Source organism: Pseudomonas synxantha BG33R (genome assembly GCF_000263715.2).
In the GTDB taxonomy this organism is placed as follows: Bacteria; Pseudomonadota; Gammaproteobacteria; order Pseudomonadales; family Pseudomonadaceae; genus Aquipseudomonas; species Aquipseudomonas synxantha_A.
Map to the genome: position 1 here is coordinate 3538663 of NZ_CM001514.1, position 18388 is coordinate 3557050.

14 protein-coding genes and 2 pseudogenes are annotated in these 18388 nt (G+C 59.6%); 9 read left to right on the forward strand and 7 right to left on the reverse strand.

The window, feature by feature from the left end; translation table 11 throughout:
• Position 1 precedes the first annotated feature (1 nt).
• The 6 genes and pseudogenes from tssG to tssA all read right to left on the reverse strand — a co-directional run bounded on the left by tssG (position 2) and on the right by tssA (position 6767).
• A pseudogene (gene tssG / locus PSEBG33_RS28020) lies at positions 2-1025 on the reverse strand (type VI secretion system baseplate subunit TssG).
• Entirely contained in the window at positions 989-2776 is a 1788-nt protein-coding gene (gene tssF / locus PSEBG33_RS11980; RefSeq protein WP_005788782.1) for a type VI secretion system baseplate subunit TssF, read from the reverse strand. The pseudogene tssG and the gene tssF overlap by 37 nt, the downstream one beginning before the upstream one ends.
• A complete protein-coding gene (tssE, locus tag PSEBG33_RS11975; RefSeq protein WP_005788783.1) occupies positions 2766-3167 on the reverse strand; it encodes a type VI secretion system baseplate subunit TssE in 402 nt (133 codons plus the stop codon). Before tssE ends, tssF begins: the two co-directional genes overlap by 11 nt.
• A gap of 14 nt (positions 3168-3181) precedes the next feature.
• Positions 3182-4660, reverse strand: coding sequence for a type VI secretion system contractile sheath large subunit (gene tssC, locus PSEBG33_RS11970; RefSeq protein ID WP_005788785.1), 1479 nt, complete (start codon positions 4658-4660; stop codon positions 3182-3184).
• Positions 4661-4687: 27 nt separating this feature from the next.
• Positions 4688-5185 (reverse strand): type VI secretion system contractile sheath small subunit, encoded by a 498-nt coding sequence (gene tssB, locus PSEBG33_RS11965; RefSeq protein WP_005788788.1) that lies wholly within the window; start codon positions 5183-5185, stop codon positions 4688-4690.
• Positions 5186-5213: 28 nt separating this feature from the next.
• Positions 5214-6767 (reverse strand): annotated as a pseudogene (gene tssA / locus PSEBG33_RS28025) (type VI secretion system protein TssA).
• A gap of 482 nt (positions 6768-7249) precedes the next feature.
• Between tssA and PSEBG33_RS11955 the strand changes: the two are divergent.
• The gene (locus PSEBG33_RS11955; RefSeq protein ID WP_005788794.1) at positions 7250-7765 is read left to right on the forward strand and encodes an Hcp family type VI secretion system effector; all 516 of its coding nucleotides are present in this window, start codon (positions 7250-7252) and stop codon (positions 7763-7765) included.
• A gap of 54 nt (positions 7766-7819) precedes the next feature.
• On the opposite strand, the gene PSEBG33_RS11950 is transcribed toward PSEBG33_RS11955, so the two are convergent.
• On the reverse strand, positions 7820-8641 hold the full coding sequence (locus PSEBG33_RS11950; protein WP_005788796.1) for an aldo/keto reductase: 822 nt from the start codon (positions 8639-8641) through the stop codon (positions 7820-7822).
• Positions 8642-8747: 106 nt separating this feature from the next.
• On the opposite strand from PSEBG33_RS11950, the gene PSEBG33_RS11945 reads away from it, so the two are divergent.
• From PSEBG33_RS11945 to PSEBG33_RS11910, 8 genes are all read left to right on the forward strand, one after another.
• A complete protein-coding gene (locus PSEBG33_RS11945; protein ID WP_005788798.1) occupies positions 8748-9242 on the forward strand; it encodes a DUF1543 domain-containing protein in 495 nt (164 codons plus the stop codon).
• Positions 9243-9349: 107 nt separating this feature from the next.
• Positions 9350-9631 carry a peptidylprolyl isomerase gene (locus PSEBG33_RS11940; protein WP_005788801.1) on the forward strand — a complete coding sequence of 94 codons (282 nt, stop codon included), beginning with the start codon at positions 9350-9352 and terminating at the stop codon, positions 9629-9631.
• A gap of 130 nt (positions 9632-9761) precedes the next feature.
• Complete coding sequence (locus PSEBG33_RS11935) at positions 9762-11621, forward strand: extracellular solute-binding protein (RefSeq protein WP_005788803.1); 1860 nt, start codon at positions 9762-9764, stop codon at positions 11619-11621.
• Complete coding sequence (locus PSEBG33_RS11930; protein WP_005788805.1) at positions 11621-12679, forward strand: microcin C ABC transporter permease YejB; 1059 nt, start codon at positions 11621-11623, stop codon at positions 12677-12679. Before PSEBG33_RS11935 ends, PSEBG33_RS11930 begins: the two co-directional genes overlap by 1 nt.
• On the forward strand, positions 12679-13701 hold the full coding sequence (locus PSEBG33_RS11925; RefSeq protein ID WP_005788807.1) for an ABC transporter permease: 1023 nt from the start codon (positions 12679-12681) through the stop codon (positions 13699-13701). The genes PSEBG33_RS11930 and PSEBG33_RS11925 overlap by 1 nt, the downstream gene beginning before the upstream one ends.
• Before the next feature lie 10 nt (positions 13702-13711).
• Positions 13712-15283, forward strand: coding sequence for an ABC transporter ATP-binding protein (locus tag PSEBG33_RS11920; RefSeq protein WP_005788809.1), 1572 nt, complete (start codon positions 13712-13714; stop codon positions 15281-15283).
• 22 nt (positions 15284-15305) lie between these two features.
• The gene (locus tag PSEBG33_RS11915) at positions 15306-16697 is read left to right on the forward strand and encodes a sigma-54 interaction domain-containing protein (RefSeq protein WP_005788810.1); all 1392 of its coding nucleotides are present in this window, start codon (positions 15306-15308) and stop codon (positions 16695-16697) included.
• A 292-nt stretch (positions 16698-16989) separates the two neighbouring features.
• On the forward strand, positions 16990-18381 hold the full coding sequence (locus tag PSEBG33_RS11910) for a GntP family permease (RefSeq protein WP_005788811.1): 1392 nt from the start codon (positions 16990-16992) through the stop codon (positions 18379-18381).
• Positions 18382-18388: the final 7 nt, after the last annotated feature.

The window sequence follows — 18388 nt, forward strand, 5'->3', positions numbered from 1 at the left end:
ATCAACCCCTGTGAAAATTGCCGGCAAGCGTGACCACGCCGTCGGCCTGTTCATGCGCCAGCCAGGTGGTCCAGCCCAGGCGGCAAAGCGTGTTTTCGCCAATGTGCAACGGCCTGACCTCGCCCGGTGCCAACGTCAGGCGCAGGTCGTATTCCAGAGGGTCGCGCAGGGTCAGTCGCACCAGCGCGCACAGCCGCTGGTACGCCTCTGCGATAGGCAGAAAATCATGCAAACGCTGCCAACCCAGCGCCGGAAGATGCACCCTGAACTTACCGCTGCGGTCAGCGATACGATGCCCCAGGACAAGGTCCTGACCAAGGGCACTATTGGCCCGCCCCAGATGATTGCATTGCAACTGGCTGACCTCGACCGTGCGCTCCACCCATTGCTCGATAAACAACGCGTCGTGCTTGAAGTAGTAACGCAGGACAACCTCGATCAGCGCAGCCGAGTGCACTCGCAAACTCAGCAGGCCCAGATAAGGCAGCAGGCGCTTGCAATCAAGCTGCGAAGCACTGCGAAGCACTGCGAATTGCGCTGTCGCCCAGCCCCATCAAGGCAAACATCTGCTCGGAGAACCTGTCGTCAGCACCTGCCCGGAAACACGCCCGATAACGGTATTTGCGCCAGATCGGCAACATCAAGCGCTGCAGGCGGTGATGGAACAGATCAAGGAAATCTCGAGTCGGGTTGCCGCCCGAACGCTCGGCAAACGCTTGCTCGGCGTAAAACGCAGGTAGCGGCGAGCCAGCACCGAATAACCCCAATACGTTGAGACGCAAGCGAGCGCGCAAGGCCCCGTGCTCGCTGAAAAACTCCACGCGGTCGATATCGTGCGCAGCAAACCCAAAACCGGGGTTGGCCTGGAACTCCAATTGGTCATACAGCGCCTCGTCATCCAGCAGCGGATGGGCCTCGCGCAGTCGTTCGATGATCTGCACAATCGCCTGAAATAGCGTGTACTCACGAATCACACGGCAAAGTTGAGTCAAAACAGCGGTTGCTGCCCCATCCGGGATGGCCATAGGTACACGTCTCCTTGTGTGCTGATGACCCGCAACTCGTGATACGAATTGAGGCTGGCATAGAGTGCAAAGAACTGATTGAGAACAGAGGCGAATACAAACAGATCGCCCTGACCGACAAAGCCCTGGGAATCAACCGTCAGCTCGACCTGCAAGCCTCGAACAGGCAGCCCGCGGTGCAGACGGTCCACCGCCTCATGGCGAATGGAGCGCAAAGCGCTCAACCTTTTCTGACTGACCTTCAACGCCTGTCGATCGTGATAGCCTGGCAAGTCGTAGGTTTGGAGTATCACTTTCAAGGCATTGATATCGGTCAACGACAGATAGTTGACCGACATATTGCTGATGAGCTTCCACAAAAAACCCTGGTCCAGTGGCGGCGCAAAGCTCGCGGTGGGTGTAGTGATGTTGCAAAACCCCAATGACTCCGGGGTCTGTTCCCCGGGCAGGCTGATTTCGCCTGCACGAAGTTGGCGCGGCAGGTTGCAATTGGTACAGGTCAGTTCGACCGACAGGGTTTCCTGGCCCTGTTCGCGGCGGCTGGGGAATCCCATCCAGGTATCAAGCCCGCCATGCTGTACCGATGAACGCTGGCGAATGCTGTAACTGGAGGGTGCCGCCGAAGCCTCGTGAACGCAGTCATGTTCAAACGACTCGAACGGCACATAGGTCTGATAGCCCAACCCGCCGGGGCGCCACCCGGTGACCTGGTCCACGGAAAACACACTGGCATTGCCCGGTGTATATTCCCCAGGTACCAACAGGTACTCATCCTGTTTACCGTCCAGGCGAATGGGGATCGCATCCTGTTTGAACAGGTTGACGATGGGCGTGCAATACAGCTTCACGTTGTCCAGGGTTGGACGCAGGGGATCACGGCCCTGGGTGTGAAGTTCGAAGCGCATCACCATGCCATGCGCCTCCCGGAGCAGCTCGTCAGGCAGCGTGTGCACCACGTTCAGCCCTTCGACGTCGACAAACAGGTATTTCTCGGGAAAAGCGAAGTACTCCTGCAGATGCCGATAACCATCAAAGGTGTTCTGCGGATAAGGAATCAGCGCCTGCTCCGGGGAAAACCCCACTGGCTGGACCTGGCCGGCACTGAGGCGCAGCGTCACAGGTTGCCCGTCGCGGGTCCTCACCGGCATACCCTCATGATCCAGCAGCGACAGGCAGATACTGCCGACATGGCGCAACAGGCTGAGGTACAGGCCCTGACTGATGTAGTGGTCGCCAGCCAAGTGCAGCCTCAGCGAATCAAATGCCAACTCACTGAAGTTACCTTGGGTACTCATGGTCAGTTGCAACTCCAGCCAGGCCCCTTCGCCCTGGCAGCGGTATTCCAGGCCACTGAGTTGCAAGGGCATGATGTCGGTGGCATAGCATGTGCGGAACCGGCAACGCTCACCCTTGATGGGAGCGCTTTCCACGGCGGTGTCCCGGGCCACTCGAACACTGGGGCCGGCACGTTTCAAGGGGTCGAATTGCAGGATGCTGAAGGCCGGTGTTGGCCGCATGTAATGGGGCCATAACAAGTGCATCAACGAATGCGTCAGCTCGGGCAGTTCGTCATCCAGCTTTTGGCGCAGGCGAGCGGTCAGAAATGCAAACCCCTCCAGTAGACGCTCGACATCCGGGTCCTGGCCGGCCTCAGCAAGAAACGGCGCCAGAGCTGGATTACGCTCGGAAAAACGCCGCCCTTGTTGGCGCAGCGCGCTGAGTTCACTTTGAAAGTCGCGGTTAAACGTCATGGACGAAAACCTCTACCCGCCCGGCTTGCGCAAGACGGGCCTGAAACACGACCGGTTGCAGGACGCCGTCGATAACTCGCTCAGCTTCAATTGCAAATGCCAGGACCAGGGACCCACGCACATCGGGCAACAGCCTGACATGCACATTCGCCAGTCGCGGTTCGTAGGCCTGGATAAAACGCTCGATATGCAGCCGCGACTGAGTCAATGATTCATGCAGGCTCAGGCGCATGTCGTTGAGATCAGGCAAACCGTAATCAACCAGTGTCTGGACACTGCCCGCACGTGTGCTGAGCATTTTTCCCAGATGTGCGGCGATGGACGCCACAGGACACCCTCGCGTTGACTCACCGCATTCAAGGCGTTCGAAAAGGCTGTTGTGCTGAACCATGCCCTGGCCTCTGCTCATTCTTTATCGAGCTTGCCAACCAGGGACAAGGTGAAGTCTGCCCCCATGTACTTGAAATGCGGGCGCACCGTCACGTTGACGCGGTACCAGCCGGGCTCGCCCTCGACATCACTGACGACGATGCGCGCGGCACGTAGTGGGCGCCGTCCACGCACTTCGGCGCTGGGGTTTTCCTGGTCCGCCACATATTGGCGAACCCACTTGTTGAGTTCCTGCTCAAGGTCCGTGCGCTCTTTCCAAGCGCCCAACTGTTCGCGTTGCAGAACCTTGAGGTAATGGGCCAGGCGGTTGACCACCATCATGTAGGGCAATTGGGTGCCCAAGCGGTAATTCAGTTCTGCCGCCCTGCCTTCTTCACTGATGCCAAAGGATTTGGGCTTTTGCACGGAGCTGGCGGAAAAGAACGCTGCATTGTCGCTGCCCTTGCGCATGGTCAAGGCGATGAACCCTTCTTGCGCCAGCTCGTATTCGCGCCGATCCGATACCAGCACTTCGGTAGGGATCTTGGTTTCAATCTCGCCCATGCTCTGGAAGTGATGCAGTGGGAGGTCCTCGACGGCCCCGCCGCTTTGCGGCCCGATGATATTCGGGCACCAGCGAAAGCGAGCGAAACTGTCTGTCAGCCGCGTGGCAAAGGCATAGGCGGTATTGCCCCACAGGTAATGCTCGTGGCTGTTAACCACGTTTTCCTGATACGCAAAGGTCTTGACTGGGCACTCAAGGGGATCATACGGGGTGCGCAACAGAAAGCGCGGGACGGTAAGGCCAATGTAACGGGCGTCTTCGCTCTGGCGAAAGCTTTGCCATTTGGCAAACTGCGGCCCTTCGAAGTGATCCCGCAGGTCTTTCAGGTCGGGCAGCCCGGTGAAGCTTTCCAAGCCAAAGAAACTCGGCCCCGCCGCAGCAATAAAGGGGGCGTGAGCCATGCTGGCGACGCTGGAGGCGTATTGCATCAGCTTTACATCGGGCGCACTGGGCGAGAGAAAATAATTGGCAATGATCGCACCCACCGGCTGCCCGCCGAACTGACCGTATTCAGCGCTGTAAACATGCTTGTAAAGCCCGGACTGAGTGATTTCCGAGGAATCCTCGAAATCATCCAGCAGGTCTTCGCGCGAGACATTCAACAGCTCGATCTTGATGTTCTCGCGAAAATTGGTGCGGTCGACCAGCAACTGCAACCCCCGCCAGGAAGCTTCCAGTGCCTGGAAGTCGGGATGGTGCAGGATCTCATCCATTTGCTGGCTGAGCTTGGTATCGATCTCGGCGATCATCCGGTCGACCAGGCGTTTCTTTACCGGTTCGTCACGGTTGTGTGGCTTGAGCAGCTCCGCGATAAACGCCGATACGCCGCGCTTGGCGATGCCGTAAGCCTCGTCGTCAGCGCTCAGCAATGTCTGGGCGGTGATGTTGTCGAGGATGCTGCAGGTGTGGATAGTTTGTACCGATTGCAGTTCGTGTTGAATCGTGGTCATGGGGTCAGTGTCCTTTTACTGAAAATGTCAGGCGTCTGGGCTGGGCAGCCCCAGCTCGGCCATGACTTGTGCTCGGGAATCACCATGGGTCAGTGCCTGCTCGATAGCCTTGCGAAAGCTTGGGGTGTTACCCAATGGCCCCTTGAGCGCCACCAGCGCTTCACGCAGTGCCATCAGCTTTTGCAACTCCGGGATCTGCTCGACAAGATTCGCGGGATTGAAGTCTTTCATCGCGTTGATGCGAACCTGGATCGCCAGTTCTTCCACGTCGGCTTGATCCTGGAGGCGATTGGGTACGTTCAGCGTCAGGCTCACTGCCTGCTTGGCCAACACCTCGTCGAGGGTGTGTTTGTCGATACCGATGGGCTTGCGATCTTCCAGCTTGCGCAGGTCCGCACGTTGGGAAAAGTCTCCCAGCACCAGCAGCTTCAACGGCAGTTCGACTTCTTCCTGCGCACCGCCGACGGCGGGTTTGAAGGTGATATTGATACGTTCCTTGGGGGCTACCGAACCGTCTTTGGCCATGGTGCTTTTCCTTTTATTTGATGAGGCACTATTGAAGTACTGCTTCCAGGTCGAAATGACACAACCGGCGATGCAGGGCATCCTTGCCGTCGCGTATGGCTTGGCTTTGAGGTAACAGGTCGTAGCAGCGATACAGGAGCTGAGCGACTTGCAGGGCCAACGCCGGCTCCCAGCCTTCCAGGCCCGTGCGCTGTAATTGAAGATCGAGTTGCTCCAGCTGGATCCTGGCCAGCTCGTGTTTGCCGGCCGCCATGCACAACCTGGCCAGCGCCAGGCGCCAATGAAAACGGCAGCGATCACTGCGCGCACCGTGCAAGCCTTGCTTGATCACGCCCACTGCGGCTTTGAGTCCGTCCTTGCGCAGACAAGGCATTACCGACTCCAACGCCGCCTCCCAGGGCTGGGTCGTCAGGTCGGTCACGACTTCACTGGGCGCAGGCTTGCGCACATGGCGCATCACGTGCAGCGCAATCCACTCGGCTGTCGCAGTGTCGGCAAAGGGGGTGCCGTCGTCGAAGCGGTACTCCGTCAGGTTTGGCAGGCGCTGCAGCAGCAACGCGAAATGTATCTCCAGTTCGGCCATGGCCAGGTCCGCGTGCAAGCCGTCCAGACACTCCCAGGCCATGCGCAAACCATCGAACCAGAACAACGCACCGGCCAGACTGACTTCCAGTTCGAACAACACATCGGCGTAATGGCCTTGGCTCAAGCGCTCCTGATAACGCTTGAGCTTGTCGGCGGCCAATGGGCGCAGCGCGGTTACTCGTTCACTGTTGGCGTCGGGGTAGTTGACGAGCATCAGCCACGCCAAGGTTCGGCCCAGGCGCAAAGCCCGCAGGTCGGTGGCGTTCTGACGCAACCACCAGGCGCATAAAGGCCGGGCCTGTTCCTGTAATGAGCGCAGTAATTTGTGCGCCTCTTTTTCGCTGTTGACCGGTTGCTCGGGGGTGGGCAACTGGACCGCCGCTTGCCTCACGCCGGCGATAGCACCCGCGCGCCCATCAGCTTCTGGCGCCTCTTGCGCCGCATCGGCCAAGCCCTCCGCCAATTGCCGTCGAATCGGCAGCAGCACGGGAGCATCACTCCCCAGATGTTGGGCCCATAGTTGGTCCAGATGTTCGAGGTGTTCCAGCAACGCTTGAAATAAAGGCTGTTGATCATTGAGCGAGATTTTTTTTGCAAACGCTTGCTCAAGGCGCGACACCAACCAGCCAAACGCAGCAACGCGGGTACGCAGTTTGCCAGGGTAGACGTGCACCCAATGGTGCTCGCAGAGCTCACGCAGCACACCGAGGCCGGCCAGCAATCCAGCCAATGAATCACGCTGATACAAGGCCCAGGTCAACCATCAGGCGACACGCAGATCCTCGGAGTGCTCACGCAGCAGGCATTCGCTGATTTCGCTGACCCGCTGCCAATCCGGCAGCCCATTGCCATGAACCGACTGCGCTTTGCCAAGCTCGTCTTCCAGCGCTTCGAACTCGCTGGAAAAGCGCATATCAATGCCCACGAAATTGCCCGACGAACAGGCTGCTCGTGCAACTTCCAAATAATAGGCATAAAGTTCTTTTGAATGACTCATTTTCGGCCGCACACAACCATCCAAGGCAAAATAGGCAAACTTAACGCCATTAAAGTACGTATCAGAGAGCCGTTAAGTTCCGTTCAAACATATCGAGACACAAGAACCTTAGCCACGCATAAAGCAATGAGCAAGCGACGGACCAAAACTTAAGAAACATCCTACGCGCCGCTATAATCTTGGCCTGCGCAGCTATTTGCGCACACATTCGAGTAACAACAACTCTGTCAGCTCGGCCAGCCGTATACTTCACCGTAAAAACACGTGAGCAACTAAGTGCGCATCGATGCGCAACTTTTACAACTAAAAACAGCCCATCGCCCGGAATAAAATCCAATACGCAGCGCATCAAACAGTGCTCACCCTTATTTCATTGAACTTCACACTTTCAGGCACGCTTCTTGTTATAGGTTATAGGCACTTACCCGTTCAGCCATTTCGCTGTTCGGCAAAACCTACTCAACCCGGCAAGGAAACCAATCATGCCAACACCCGCGTACCTCTCCATCACCGGAGTCAAACAAGGCTTGATCACGGCAGGCACATTTACTCAGGACTCGGTAGGCAACATTTATCAGGAAGGTCATGAGGATCAGATACTGGTCCAGGCGTTTGCCCATCAGGTGATCATTCCTCGCGATCCGCAATCGGGCCAGCCGACAGGTCAGCGCGTGCACAAGCCGCTGATGATCAGCAAGGTTTTCGATAAATCGTCACCGTTGCTGTTCAGCGCCCTGACCAGCGGTGAAGAAGTCTCCTGCCGCCTCGAATGGCTGCGCACCTCGTCCGCCGGAACCCAGGAGCACTACTTCACCATTGAACTGGAGGGTGCGACTATCGTGGACATCCAGTCACGCATGCCCAACTGCCAGGACCCCGACAACGCCCACTTCACCCATCTGGAGGATGTGCACTTCACCTATCGCAAGATCATCTGGACTCACGAAGTGGCCGGAACTTCCGGCTCGGACGACTGGCGCAGCCCAGTGGCCGGCTAACCACGGTTTAAAGCGGGAACGGCTGCCAGGGAAGGCGCCGTTCCTGCTGGCCGGTTACACCATCGCCAATGGGTGCTTACGCTTGGGCGCTGCGAACACACGATCGATAGCGTCCAGGTCATGTTCATCCAACACCAGCTTCGCAGCTGCGGCGTTGAGTCGGATGTGTTCAGGTGTGACCGCCTTGGGGATTGCGATAACACCCTCCTGGCGCAGGACCCACGCCAGCGATACCTGGGCCGGTGTGACCTCATGGCGACGTGCGATCTGCTTGAGGGTCGGGCTCGACAGCAGCTCACCACCCTGGGCGATGGGACAATAAGCCATCAGTGGCAAATGATGCTGTTGCCACCATGGCAACAGGTCGAACTCTATCCCGCGCTCTTCAATGTTGTAGAGCACTTGATTGGTCGCACATGCAGGGGATGCGAGCTCCTGCAGGTCTGCCACATCAAAGTTGGAAACACCCCAGCGGCCGATTTTGCCGGCCTCGCGCAAACGCTCGAACGCTTCGACAGTTTCTTCAAGTGGGTACTGGCCGCGCCAGTGCAACAGATACAAATCAATGTAATCGGTGCCAAGGCGCTGAAGGCTGGCTTCGCAGGCGCGAGGCACGCCCTTTTGGCTGGCGTTATGCGGATAGATCTTGCTGACCAGAAATACCTGGTCGCGCTTGCCACGAATTGCCTCTGCGACCACCTCTTCGGCACCGCCGTCGCCATACATCTCGGCGGTATCGATGAGCGTCAGGCCCTCATCGATACCCAGTTGCAGCGCAGCAACTTCGGCGCGGCGCCGGCTTGGGTCTTCGCCCATGCGCCAGGTCCCCTGGCCGATGACAGGGACGGGAACACCGGCCAGATCAATGGTACGCATGACAACCTCCTGGTGAGTGTGCTGATTAACAATGTGGCATTGAGCGGACAAAAGGGTTCAATCGCAGTATGGTTGCCCTTTCGCCAGTCGCCAGGAATCACCGGTAATGCTGTTTGTCGTCATGCTCGGGGGCAAGCATCCACGGGCCAAAATCGAAGTACACGATGTGGTGTTCGCCGTGGCGGACACGTTGCAGGCCAGCTACCCGCAATTGCGCGACGCCTGGTTTGGCAGCCCCAAGGGTGTGCACATCGACTCATGGATGGCGGTCGACGGCGTCGACGGCTGGAAAGTTGAACTGAGCCATCTGGCGCCCCATGGCGACGTGCCCCGCCTGTACTTCATCAACCTCGGTGGCTATGAAGCCCATAGCTTCGGCGAGGCCCATCACTACCTGCTGGTAGTCGCTCGTAACAAACAGCAGGCCATGAGCCAGGGCAAGCAGCAGATGCTGCGCCACTGGTCCCAGGCCCACACCGACGGCGTGCTGGATATTGACGACTGCCTGCCGATCGACTTGGTGGACGGCCGTTATATCCACCTGGTGCAGGGGCCGCACCAACCGATCGTGCAGCGCAACGACTACATCGTGTTGCCTTGAACCGCCACACGGAAAAAGGCACGACTGAACAGCAGCGGAACTTTGCCAGGAAATAACCGCCTGAATCCGGTACGCTCACCGTTTTTTTACTCTAGGAGTTATTCCCCATGGCCAAAGCCACCGCCCGTCACATCCTCGTTTCCACTGAAGACAAGTGCAACGAGCTCAAGGCCCAAATCGAAGGCGGCGCTGATTTCGCAGAAATCGCCAAAGCCAATTCGTCCTGCCCATCCAGCCGCCAGGGCGGTGATCTGGGTTCGTTCGGCCCAGGCCAAATGGTCAAGGAATTCGACACTGTCGTATTCAGCGCCCCGGTCAATACCGTGCAGGGCCCGGTGAAAACCCAGTTCGGTTATCACCTGCTGGAAGTCACCAGCCGCCAGGATTGATTCAATCGGCGCAGATGCGATAAACAACGGCCCGCCCTTTGGCGGGCCGTTGTGCATGTGATGACTGGCGATGCCCAGGCCGTTAGCGTACAAATCCCTATTCTTCTTAACCCGGCGTTCAAGGCTGATAATGCGATTGGCTTTTTCATCTCTGCTCTGCTCCACCTTGGCCCTGCTGATGGCCAGCACTGCGGCGATCGCAGCCCCGCAAACCTACCTGACGGTTTACGGCGAGCCCGCCAAGTACCCCGCCGGTTTCAGCCACTTCGACTATGCCAACCCCAACGCGCCCAAGGGCGGCAGCCTGCGGCGCTCGGCGCTGGAGGTCGGGCGGTTTGATCATGTGCTGCCGTATATCGACAAAGGTATTGGCGTGTCTCAGGTCGACGGCTGGGTGTATGCGCCCCTGGCGCTGCGCTCGCTGGATGAGCCCTACACCGTTTATGGCCTGGTGGCAGAAAAAATGGAGCGCGCCGACGACGGCCTGTCGCTACGTTTCTACCTCAATCCCAAGGCGCGTTTCGCCGACGGTACCCCGATTACAGCCGAAGACGTGCGCTACAGCTTCGATCTGCTGATGACCCAAGGCAGCCTGCGCTTTCGCACGTTGTTTGCCGACGTCAAGCACGTCGAAGTCGAAGGCGAGCGTCAGGTGCGCTTCGACTTCTCCAGCAACGAAAACCGCACCCTACCCCTGGATATCGCCACCTTGCCGGTGTTCCCGGAACATTGGTGGAAGACCCGTGACTTTGCCAATGGCGGCGGCTACGAAGCCCCGCTGGGCAGCGGCCCGTACAAGGTCAGCAAGATCGACGCCGGCAGCACCATCACCTTTACCCGCGATCCGGATTGGTGGGGCAGGGATTTGCCGGTCAGCCGTGGCCTGTACAACTTTGATCACCTGAGCCTGGAATACTTCGGCGACACCGAAGTGGCGCGCCAGGTGCTGCGCGGCGGCGCCTACGACTTCAACCGTGAATTCTCCGCCACCGGCTATTCCATCGGCTACAACGGCCCGGCGCTGGACGATGGTCGCCTGCAGCGCGCGCACCTGGCCAAAGAGATGCCGCAACCGGCCCAAGGCTATGTGTTCAACGTGCAGAAGCCGATTTTCAAAGATCGCCGCGTGCGCCAGGCCCTGGCGATGCTGTGGGATTTCGAATGGGCCAACCGGCAAATGATGCGCAACCTGTACATCCGCCAGCAAAGCTACTTTTCCAACAGCCCGCTGGCGGCCAGCCAATTGCCGACCCAGGAAGAACTGGCGATCCTGGAACCGTTGCGCGGGCAAATCCCGGATGAAGTGTTTACCCAGGTATTCAAGGCCCCGGTCACCGACGGCAGCGGCATGATCCGCGATAAACAACTGCAAGCCCTGGCACTGCTTGAGGACGCGGGCTGGAAACCGGTGGGTGACAAACTCGTCAACGCCCAGGGCGAGCCGTTGGAGTTCACCTTCCTCAACGTCCAGAACGGGCTTGAGCGCCTGTTGCTGCCCTACAAGCGCAACCTGGCGCAGATCGGCATCACCCTCAATATCCGCCGCATCGACTCTTCGCAGTACGTGAACCGCCTGATGGCCCGCGACTACGACATGATCGTCACCGGTTTCCCGGTCACCACCTCGCCCGGCATGGAGCTGTACAACTACTTCGGCTCCGCCGCTGCGTTCGATCCGGGCGCCAACAACTACATCGCACTCAAGGATCCGGCCGTCGATACGCTGATCAACGGTTTGGTGAAGGCCGACACCCAGGCACAGATGCTGACCTACGCCCACGCCCTGGACCGTGTGCTGCAATGGAATTACCTGTGGATCCCCAACTATTACCCCCCGGGCACCTCCGCCGCGTGGTGGAACCGTTTCGGCCGCCCGGCGATCGAGGCGAAGAATGACGAAGCCCTGGAAACCTGGTGGGAAGTCAGCCCCACGCCACTGACTAACGAGCAAATGCAGGCCGAGCTGAAAAAACGCGGAGGAGCCCGTTGATGTTTGCCTATATCGTACGGCGCCTGCTGCTGATCATCCCGACGCTGGTGATCATCCTGCTGGTGAACTTCGTGATCGTGCAAGCCGCGCCCGGCGGGCCGGTGGAACAGGCCATTGCCCATCTGCAAGGCATTGGCGGCGGCGGTGTAGCGGGCGCATCCGGCGAAGGCATCAGCGGCTCGCGGGCCAGTCGTGGCCTGGACCCGAAGCTGATCAAGGACATCGAAAAACAATACGGCTTCGATAAGTCCGCACCGGAACGCCTATGGTTGATGCTCAAGAACTACGCCCAGTTGGACTTCGGCAACAGTTTCTTTCGCGGCGCGACGGTGACCGACCTGATCCTGGAAAAGATGCCAGTTACCATTTCCCTTGGCCTGTGGGCGACGCTGATCACCTACCTGGTGTCGATACCCTTGGGGATACGCAAGGCCGTGCGCCATGGCAGCAGCTTTGATATGTGGAGCAGCACGGCCATCGTGATCGGTTACGCGATGCCGGCGTTCCTGTTTGCGATGTTTCTGATTGTGGTATTCGCCGGCGGTACGTCGCTGAACTGGTTCCCGGTGCGCGGGCTGGTGTCGGAAAACTTTGCCGAACTGAGCACCGTGGGCAAGATTGCCGACTATTTCTGGCACCTGGTTTTGCCGGTGACGGCGCTGGTGATCGGCGGGTTTGCCACCTTGACCATCCTCACCAAGAACTCGTTCCTCAATGAGATTACCCGCCAGTACGTGGTGACCGCCCGTGCCAAGGGCCTGAGCGAACGCCGGGTGCTGTACGGCCATGTGTTTCGCAATGCCATGCTGCTGGTGATCTCGGGGATTCCCCAAGCGTTTATCAGCGTATTTTTTGCCGGCTCACTGCTGATCGAAGTGATCTTCTCCCTCGATGGCCTGGGCCGCATGAGCTACGAGGCGGCAGTGTCCCGTGACTACCCGGTGGTATTCGGCTCGCTGTTTATCTTCACCCTGTTCGGCCTTTTGATAAAACTCATCGGTGACCTCTGCTACACCCTGGTGGACCCGCGTATCGACTTTGCTGCGAGGAACGCCTGATGCTTGACCTGTCTCCCGTTGCGCGTCGGCGTTTCGAACGCTTCAAGAAAAACCGGCGTGGCTGGTGGTCGCTGTGGTTGTTTATCGGCCTGTTTATCCTGACTCTGGGCGGCGAGTTGATCGCCAATGACAAACCCTTGGTGCTCAGCTTCAAGAACGAGCTGTATTTCCCGGTGTTCAAGCGCTACACCGAACAGCAGTTCGGCGGCCAGCTGCCGTTCCAGGCGGACTACCGCAGTGACTACGTGCAAAAGCTGATCAAGCAGGACGGCGGCTGGATGCTGTTCCCGCCGATTCCCTTCAGCGACGACACCCCCAATTATGAGCTGACCCGCCCTGCCCCGAGCCCACCGTCGGCGGTGAACTGGCTGGGCACCGATGACCAGTCCCGCGATGTGCTGGCGCGGGTGATCTTCGGCGCAAGGGTGTCGATCCTGTTTGCCCTGGCCTTGACCGCCATCAGCGCCGCCATCGGCATTGCCGCCGGGGCGTTGCAGGGTTACTACGGCGGCTGGGTGGATTTGCTCGGGCAGCGCATTCTGGAGGTGTGGTCCGGTCTGCCGGTGCTGTACCTGCTGATTATCCTGTCGGGGTTCGTCGAGCCGAATTTCTGGTGGTTGCTGGGGATCATGGCGCTGTTTTCCTGGCTGGCGCTGGTGGATGTGGTGCGCGCCGAGTTCCTGCGCGGGCGCAACCTGGAGTACGTCAAGGCCGCGCGCGCCCTGGGCCTGGGTGACGCCAAGATCATTCGCCGGCATATCCTGCCCAATGCCATGACCGCGACGCTCAGCTATCTGCCGTTTATCTTGACCGGGGCGATATCCACCTTGAGCGCCCTGGATTTCCTCGGCTTCGGTATGCCGGCCGGCAGCGCGTCCCTGGGTGAGCTGATCGCCCAGGGCAAGCAGAACCTGCAAGCCCCCTGGCTGGGCCTGACCGCGTTTTTCACCTTGGCGCTGATCCTGTCGTTGCTGGTGTTTATCGGCGAGGCGTTGCGTGACGCCTTCGACCCTCGCTCATGAGTAATTGCCTATGAACCTGATCGAAATCCGCGACCTGTGCGTCGCGTTCAGCGGCCAGACCGTGGTGCGTAATCTGAGTCTGGACGTGCGCCCCGGCGAGTGCCTGGCACTGGTGGGTGAGTCGGGCTCGGGCAAGTCAGTGACTGCCCATTCAATCCTGCAACTGCTGCCGCAAGCCGGTACCGAAACCACGGGCTCGATCAAGTATCGTGGCCAGGAGTTAATCGGTGCAGCGCCGTCTACCCTGCAAAAACTGCGCGGCAACCGTATTGCGATGATCTTCCAGGAGCCGATGACGTCCCTGAACCCATTGCACAGCATCGAAAAGCAGATCGGCGAAACCCTGCTGCTGCACAAGGGCCTGGGCGGCAAGCAGGCGCAGGCGCGGATTCTCGAACTGCTGGAGCTGGTGGGTATCCAGAAACCCCAGGAACGGCTCAAGGCCTACCCGCACCAGCTGTCCGGCGGCCAGCGCCAGCGGGTGATGATCGCCATGGCCCTGGCCTGCGAGCCGGAGTTGCTGATTGCCGACGAGCCCACCACCGCGCTGGACGTGACCGTGCAGCGCAAGATCCTGCTGCTGCTCAAGTCTTTGCAGCAACGCCTGGGCATGTCGCTGCTGCTGATCAGCCATGACCTTAACCTGGTGCGCAGTATCGCCCAGCGGGTCTGCGTGATGCGCGCCGGGGAAATTGTCGAGCAGGCTGACTGCCAGACCTTGTTCACCGCCCCACAGCACCCTTACAGCCGCTTGCTGCTGGACGCCGAGCCCACGGGCGATGCGCTGTGCAGCGACGCGCGCGAGACGGTGTTGCAAGTGGACAACCTCAACGTCGATTTCCCCTTGGGCGGCGGATTGTTTCGGCGCAAGACCTGGCTGCGTGCGGTCGACGGCATCAGCCTCAGCGTGCAGCGCGGCAAGACCCTGGGGATTGTCGGTGAGTCCGGCTCGGGCAAATCGACGTTGGGCCAGGCGATCCTGCGTTTGCTTGACTCCACCGGCAGCATCCGCTTCCAGGGTGAGGCCCTCGACCCGCTCAATCATCAGCAGATGCGCCCGTGGCGCAAGCAGATGCAGGTGGTGTTCCAGGACCCCTACGGCAGCCTCAGCCCGCGCATGTCGGTCGAGCAGATCATCAGCGAAGGCCTGGAAGTGCATGCGCCATGCAGCGTGGCCGAGCGCGATGCCCAGGTGATCCAGGTGCTCAAGGACGTGGGCCTCGACCCCGCCAGCCGGCATCGCTACCCCCATGAGTTTTCCGGTGGCCAGCGCCAACGCATCGCCATCGCCCGCGCCCTGGTGCTCAAACCGGCGCTGATGCTACTCGACGAACCCACTTCGGCCCTGGACCGTACGGTGCAGAAACAAGTGGTAGCGTTGCTGCGTGAACTGCAGGACAAATATGGCCTGACTTACCTGTTTATCAGCCATGACTTGGCCGTGGTGCGCGCCATGGCCCATGACATGATCGTGGTCAAGGATGGCAAGGTGGTGGAGCGCGGCGCCAGCCATGACGTTTTCGAAGCACCGCAGCACCCCTACACCAAGGAACTGCTGGCAGCGGCGCATATTCCCTTGTGATCATTAACAGGATTCTGCCTCCATGAGCACGAGCCTCAAGGACTACCAACACGTTCGCGGCCTGGCCATTCAGTCGTTGTTCGAGATCATCGAGCAGTCCAGCGAAGGCACGGTCATCGTCGACCGCGACGCGAATATCGTGTGGATGAATGAGCGTTACGCCAAGCGCTTCGGCCTGCACAGCGCCGATGAGGCCATCGGCCAACCCTGCGAGCAGGTGATTTCCAATAGCCTGTTGCGCCAGGTGGTGCGCGATGACCGGCCGATACTGCTGGATATCCAGGACACCCCCAAGGGCCCGCTGGTGGTGATGCGCCTGCCAATCCACGATGATGCCGGAGCGGTGATCGGCGCGATTGGCTTTGCGCTGTTCGACGAGTTGCGCAACCTGTCGCCGCTGATCGAGCGCTACCTGAGCATGCAACAAGAGCTGGCCTCGACGCGCTCGCTGCTGCGCTCGCGGCAAAGCAAATACAACTTCGCGCATTTTATCGGCACCAGCGCCGCCAGCCTGGAGGTCAAGCGCCGGGCGCGGCGCAGTGCGAGCGCCGAGTCGCCGGTGTTGCTGCTCGGCGAAACCGGCACCGGCAAGGAACTGCTCGCCCAGGCCATCCACGGCGCGTCACCGCGGGCGCACAAAGCCTTCGTAAGCATCAACAGCGCGGCCATTCCCCATGACCTGCTCGAAGCCGAGTTCTTTGGCACCGCACCCGGCGCGTTTACCGGCGCCGACCGCAAGGGCCGCCCTGGCAAGTTTCAGATCGCCCAGGGCGGCACGCTATTTCTCGATGAAATCGGCGACATGCCGCTGCCGCTGCAAAGCAAACTGCTGCGGGTGTTGCAGGAAAAAGAATTCGAACCAGTGGGTTCCAACGAGATGCTGCACAGCGATGTGCGGGTGATTGCAGCCACCTCCATGGACCTGGAAGCGGCGATCAAGCGCGGCGAGTTTCGTGCGGATTTGTATTACCGGCTGAATGTGCTGCCGATCCAGGTGCCGCCGTTGCGTGAGCGCTTGGAGGACATCCCGGCGTTGAGCGAGGCGATCCTCGAGGAACTGCGCAGCCAGCACGAACTGGAGCATGGGGCGCTGGCGTTGCTCGCACAACATGCATGGCCGGGCAATATCCGTGAACTGCGCAATGTGCTGGAGCGGGCGGCGCTGTTGAGTGATGACCTGGTGTTGAATGCCGTGCAGGTTCGTGCAGCGATTGGTACGTTCAGTCCAGTAGTCCGTGGCCCGGTGGACGCGATCGAGGGTGAAACCTTTGCGGCGGCGCGGGAGCGGTTTGATCGGCAGGTGATTGCGGGGGCGCTCAAAGCCAGTGACGGAAATGTTGTAGAAGCGGCCAAGCGGTTGGGGTTTGGGCGGTCGACGTTGTATAAAAAAATGTTGGCGCTGGGACTAACCTAGTCTCAAAAAAGAGACGACATTCCCAATATCAAGACATTCTTATGTGGGAGCTGGCTTGCCTGCGATAGCGGTCTAACAGTGCCCTACAAGCCAGCTGAACCACCGCTATCGCAGGCAAGCCAGCTCCCACAAGGATCTCCACTCGTCTCAAGATTGAGACTGCCGTCTCGAAAATCACTCTCAATCCACAATAAATCCATACATATCAACAAGTTATAAATCTGGCACACATCTAGCTATAGCCCTCCCACCGCTTCACCCCACAACAATAACAATCCGATGGAGACACACCATGAGTGTGATCATTGCCCTGGCTGCGCTCGCGCTGCTGATGCTGGCTGCGTACCGTGGCTATAGCGTTATCCTGTTCGCCCCCATCGCCGCCCTCGGCGCGGTGCTGCTCACCGACCCATCAGCCGTCGCCCCCGCCTTTACCGGGGTGTTCATGGAAAAGATGGTCGGTTTTATCAAGCTGTATTTCCCGGTGTTCCTGCTCGGTGCGGTGTTCGGCAAGCTGATCGAGTTGTCGGGTTTCTCGCGCTCGATCGTCGCGGCTGCGATCCGCTTGCTGGGCACGCGCCAGGCAATGCTGGTGATCGTGCTGGTCTGCGCCCTGCTCACCTATGGCGGCGTGTCGCTGTTCGTGGTGGTGTTTGCGGTGTACCCGTTCGCGGCAGAGATGTTTCGCCAGAGCAATATCCCCAAGCGCCTGATCCCGGCGACCATCGCCCTCGGCGCGTTCTCGTTCACCATGGACGCCCTGCCCGGCACGCCGCAGATCCAGAACATCATCCCCAGTACCTTCTTCAACACCACTGCCTGGGCGGCGCCGTGGCTGGGGCTGATCGGCACGATCTTCGTGTTTTGCACCGGTATGCTCTACCTGGCCCGCCAGCGCAACAAGGCCCAGCGGGCCGGGGAAGGTTATGGCACCGAGTTGCGTAACGAGCCGGAAACCGCCGAGAACCTCAGCCTGCCCAATCCCTGGATCGCGCTGTCGCCGCTGATTCTGGTCGGGGTAATGAACCTGCTGTTTACCCACTGGATCCCGCAGTGGTACGGCAAGACCCACAGCCTCAGCCTGCCGGGCATGAGCGCGCCGGTGACCACCGAAATCGCCAAGCTCACCGCGATCTGGGCGGTGCAGGCAGCGTTGCTGGTGGGGATTATCGTGGTACTGGTGTTCGGCTTCTCCGCGATCAAAAGCAAGCTGGCCGAAGGCAGTAAAAGTGCGGTCAGCGGCGCGCTGCTGGCGGCAATGAACACCGCCTCGGAATACGGCTTTGGCGCAGTAATCGCCTCGCTGCCAGGCTTTCTGGTGCTGGCGGACTGGCTCAAGGGCATCCCCAACCCGCTGGTCAACGAAGCAATTACCGTGACCCTGCTGGCGGGCATCACGGGCTCGGCTTCCGGCGGCATGAGCATTGCCCTGGCGGCGATGTCCGAGAGCTTTATTTCAGCCGCTCATGCGGCCAATATCCCCCTTGAAGTGCTGCACCGGGTCGCGGCCATGGCCAGCGGCGGCATGGACACCCTGCCCCACAACGGCGCGGTGATCACGCTGCTGGCGGTCACCGGCTTGACCCACCGCGAAGCCTACAAGGACATTTTCGGCATCACGATTATCAAGACCCTCGCGGTGTTCGTGGTGATCGGTACTTTCTATGCCACCGGCATTGTGTGAGGTTTTC

Coding starts and splice junctions, on each gene's coding strand:
- PSEBG33_RS11935 (WP_005788803.1), top strand. CDS start 9,762: ATGCGATTGGCTTTTTCATCTCTGCTCTGCTCCACCTTGGCCCTGCTG.
- tssE (WP_005788783.1), bottom strand. CDS start 3,167: ATGGTTCAGCACAACAGCCTTTTCGAACGCCTTGAATGCGGTGAGTCA.
- tssC (WP_005788785.1), bottom strand. CDS start 4,660: ATGACCACGATTCAACACGAACTGCAATCGGTACAAACTATCCACACC.
- PSEBG33_RS11940 (WP_005788801.1), top strand. CDS start 9,350: ATGGCCAAAGCCACCGCCCGTCACATCCTCGTTTCCACTGAAGACAAG.
- PSEBG33_RS11930 (WP_005788805.1), top strand. CDS start 11,621: ATGTTTGCCTATATCGTACGGCGCCTGCTGCTGATCATCCCGACGCTG.
- PSEBG33_RS11955 (WP_005788794.1), top strand. CDS start 7,250: ATGCCAACACCCGCGTACCTCTCCATCACCGGAGTCAAACAAGGCTTG.
- PSEBG33_RS11915 (WP_005788810.1), top strand. CDS start 15,306: ATGAGCACGAGCCTCAAGGACTACCAACACGTTCGCGGCCTGGCCATT.
- tssF (WP_005788782.1), bottom strand. CDS start 2,776: ATGACGTTTAACCGCGACTTTCAAAGTGAACTCAGCGCGCTGCGCCAA.
- PSEBG33_RS11945 (WP_005788798.1), top strand. CDS start 8,748: ATGCTGTTTGTCGTCATGCTCGGGGGCAAGCATCCACGGGCCAAAATC.
- tssB (WP_005788788.1), bottom strand. CDS start 5,185: ATGGCCAAAGACGGTTCGGTAGCCCCCAAGGAACGTATCAATATCACC.
- PSEBG33_RS11920 (WP_005788809.1), top strand. CDS start 13,712: ATGAACCTGATCGAAATCCGCGACCTGTGCGTCGCGTTCAGCGGCCAG.
- PSEBG33_RS11925 (WP_005788807.1), top strand. CDS start 12,679: ATGCTTGACCTGTCTCCCGTTGCGCGTCGGCGTTTCGAACGCTTCAAG.
- PSEBG33_RS11910 (WP_005788811.1), top strand. CDS start 16,990: ATGAGTGTGATCATTGCCCTGGCTGCGCTCGCGCTGCTGATGCTGGCT.
- PSEBG33_RS11950 (WP_005788796.1), bottom strand. CDS start 8,641: ATGCGTACCATTGATCTGGCCGGTGTTCCCGTCCCTGTCATCGGCCAG.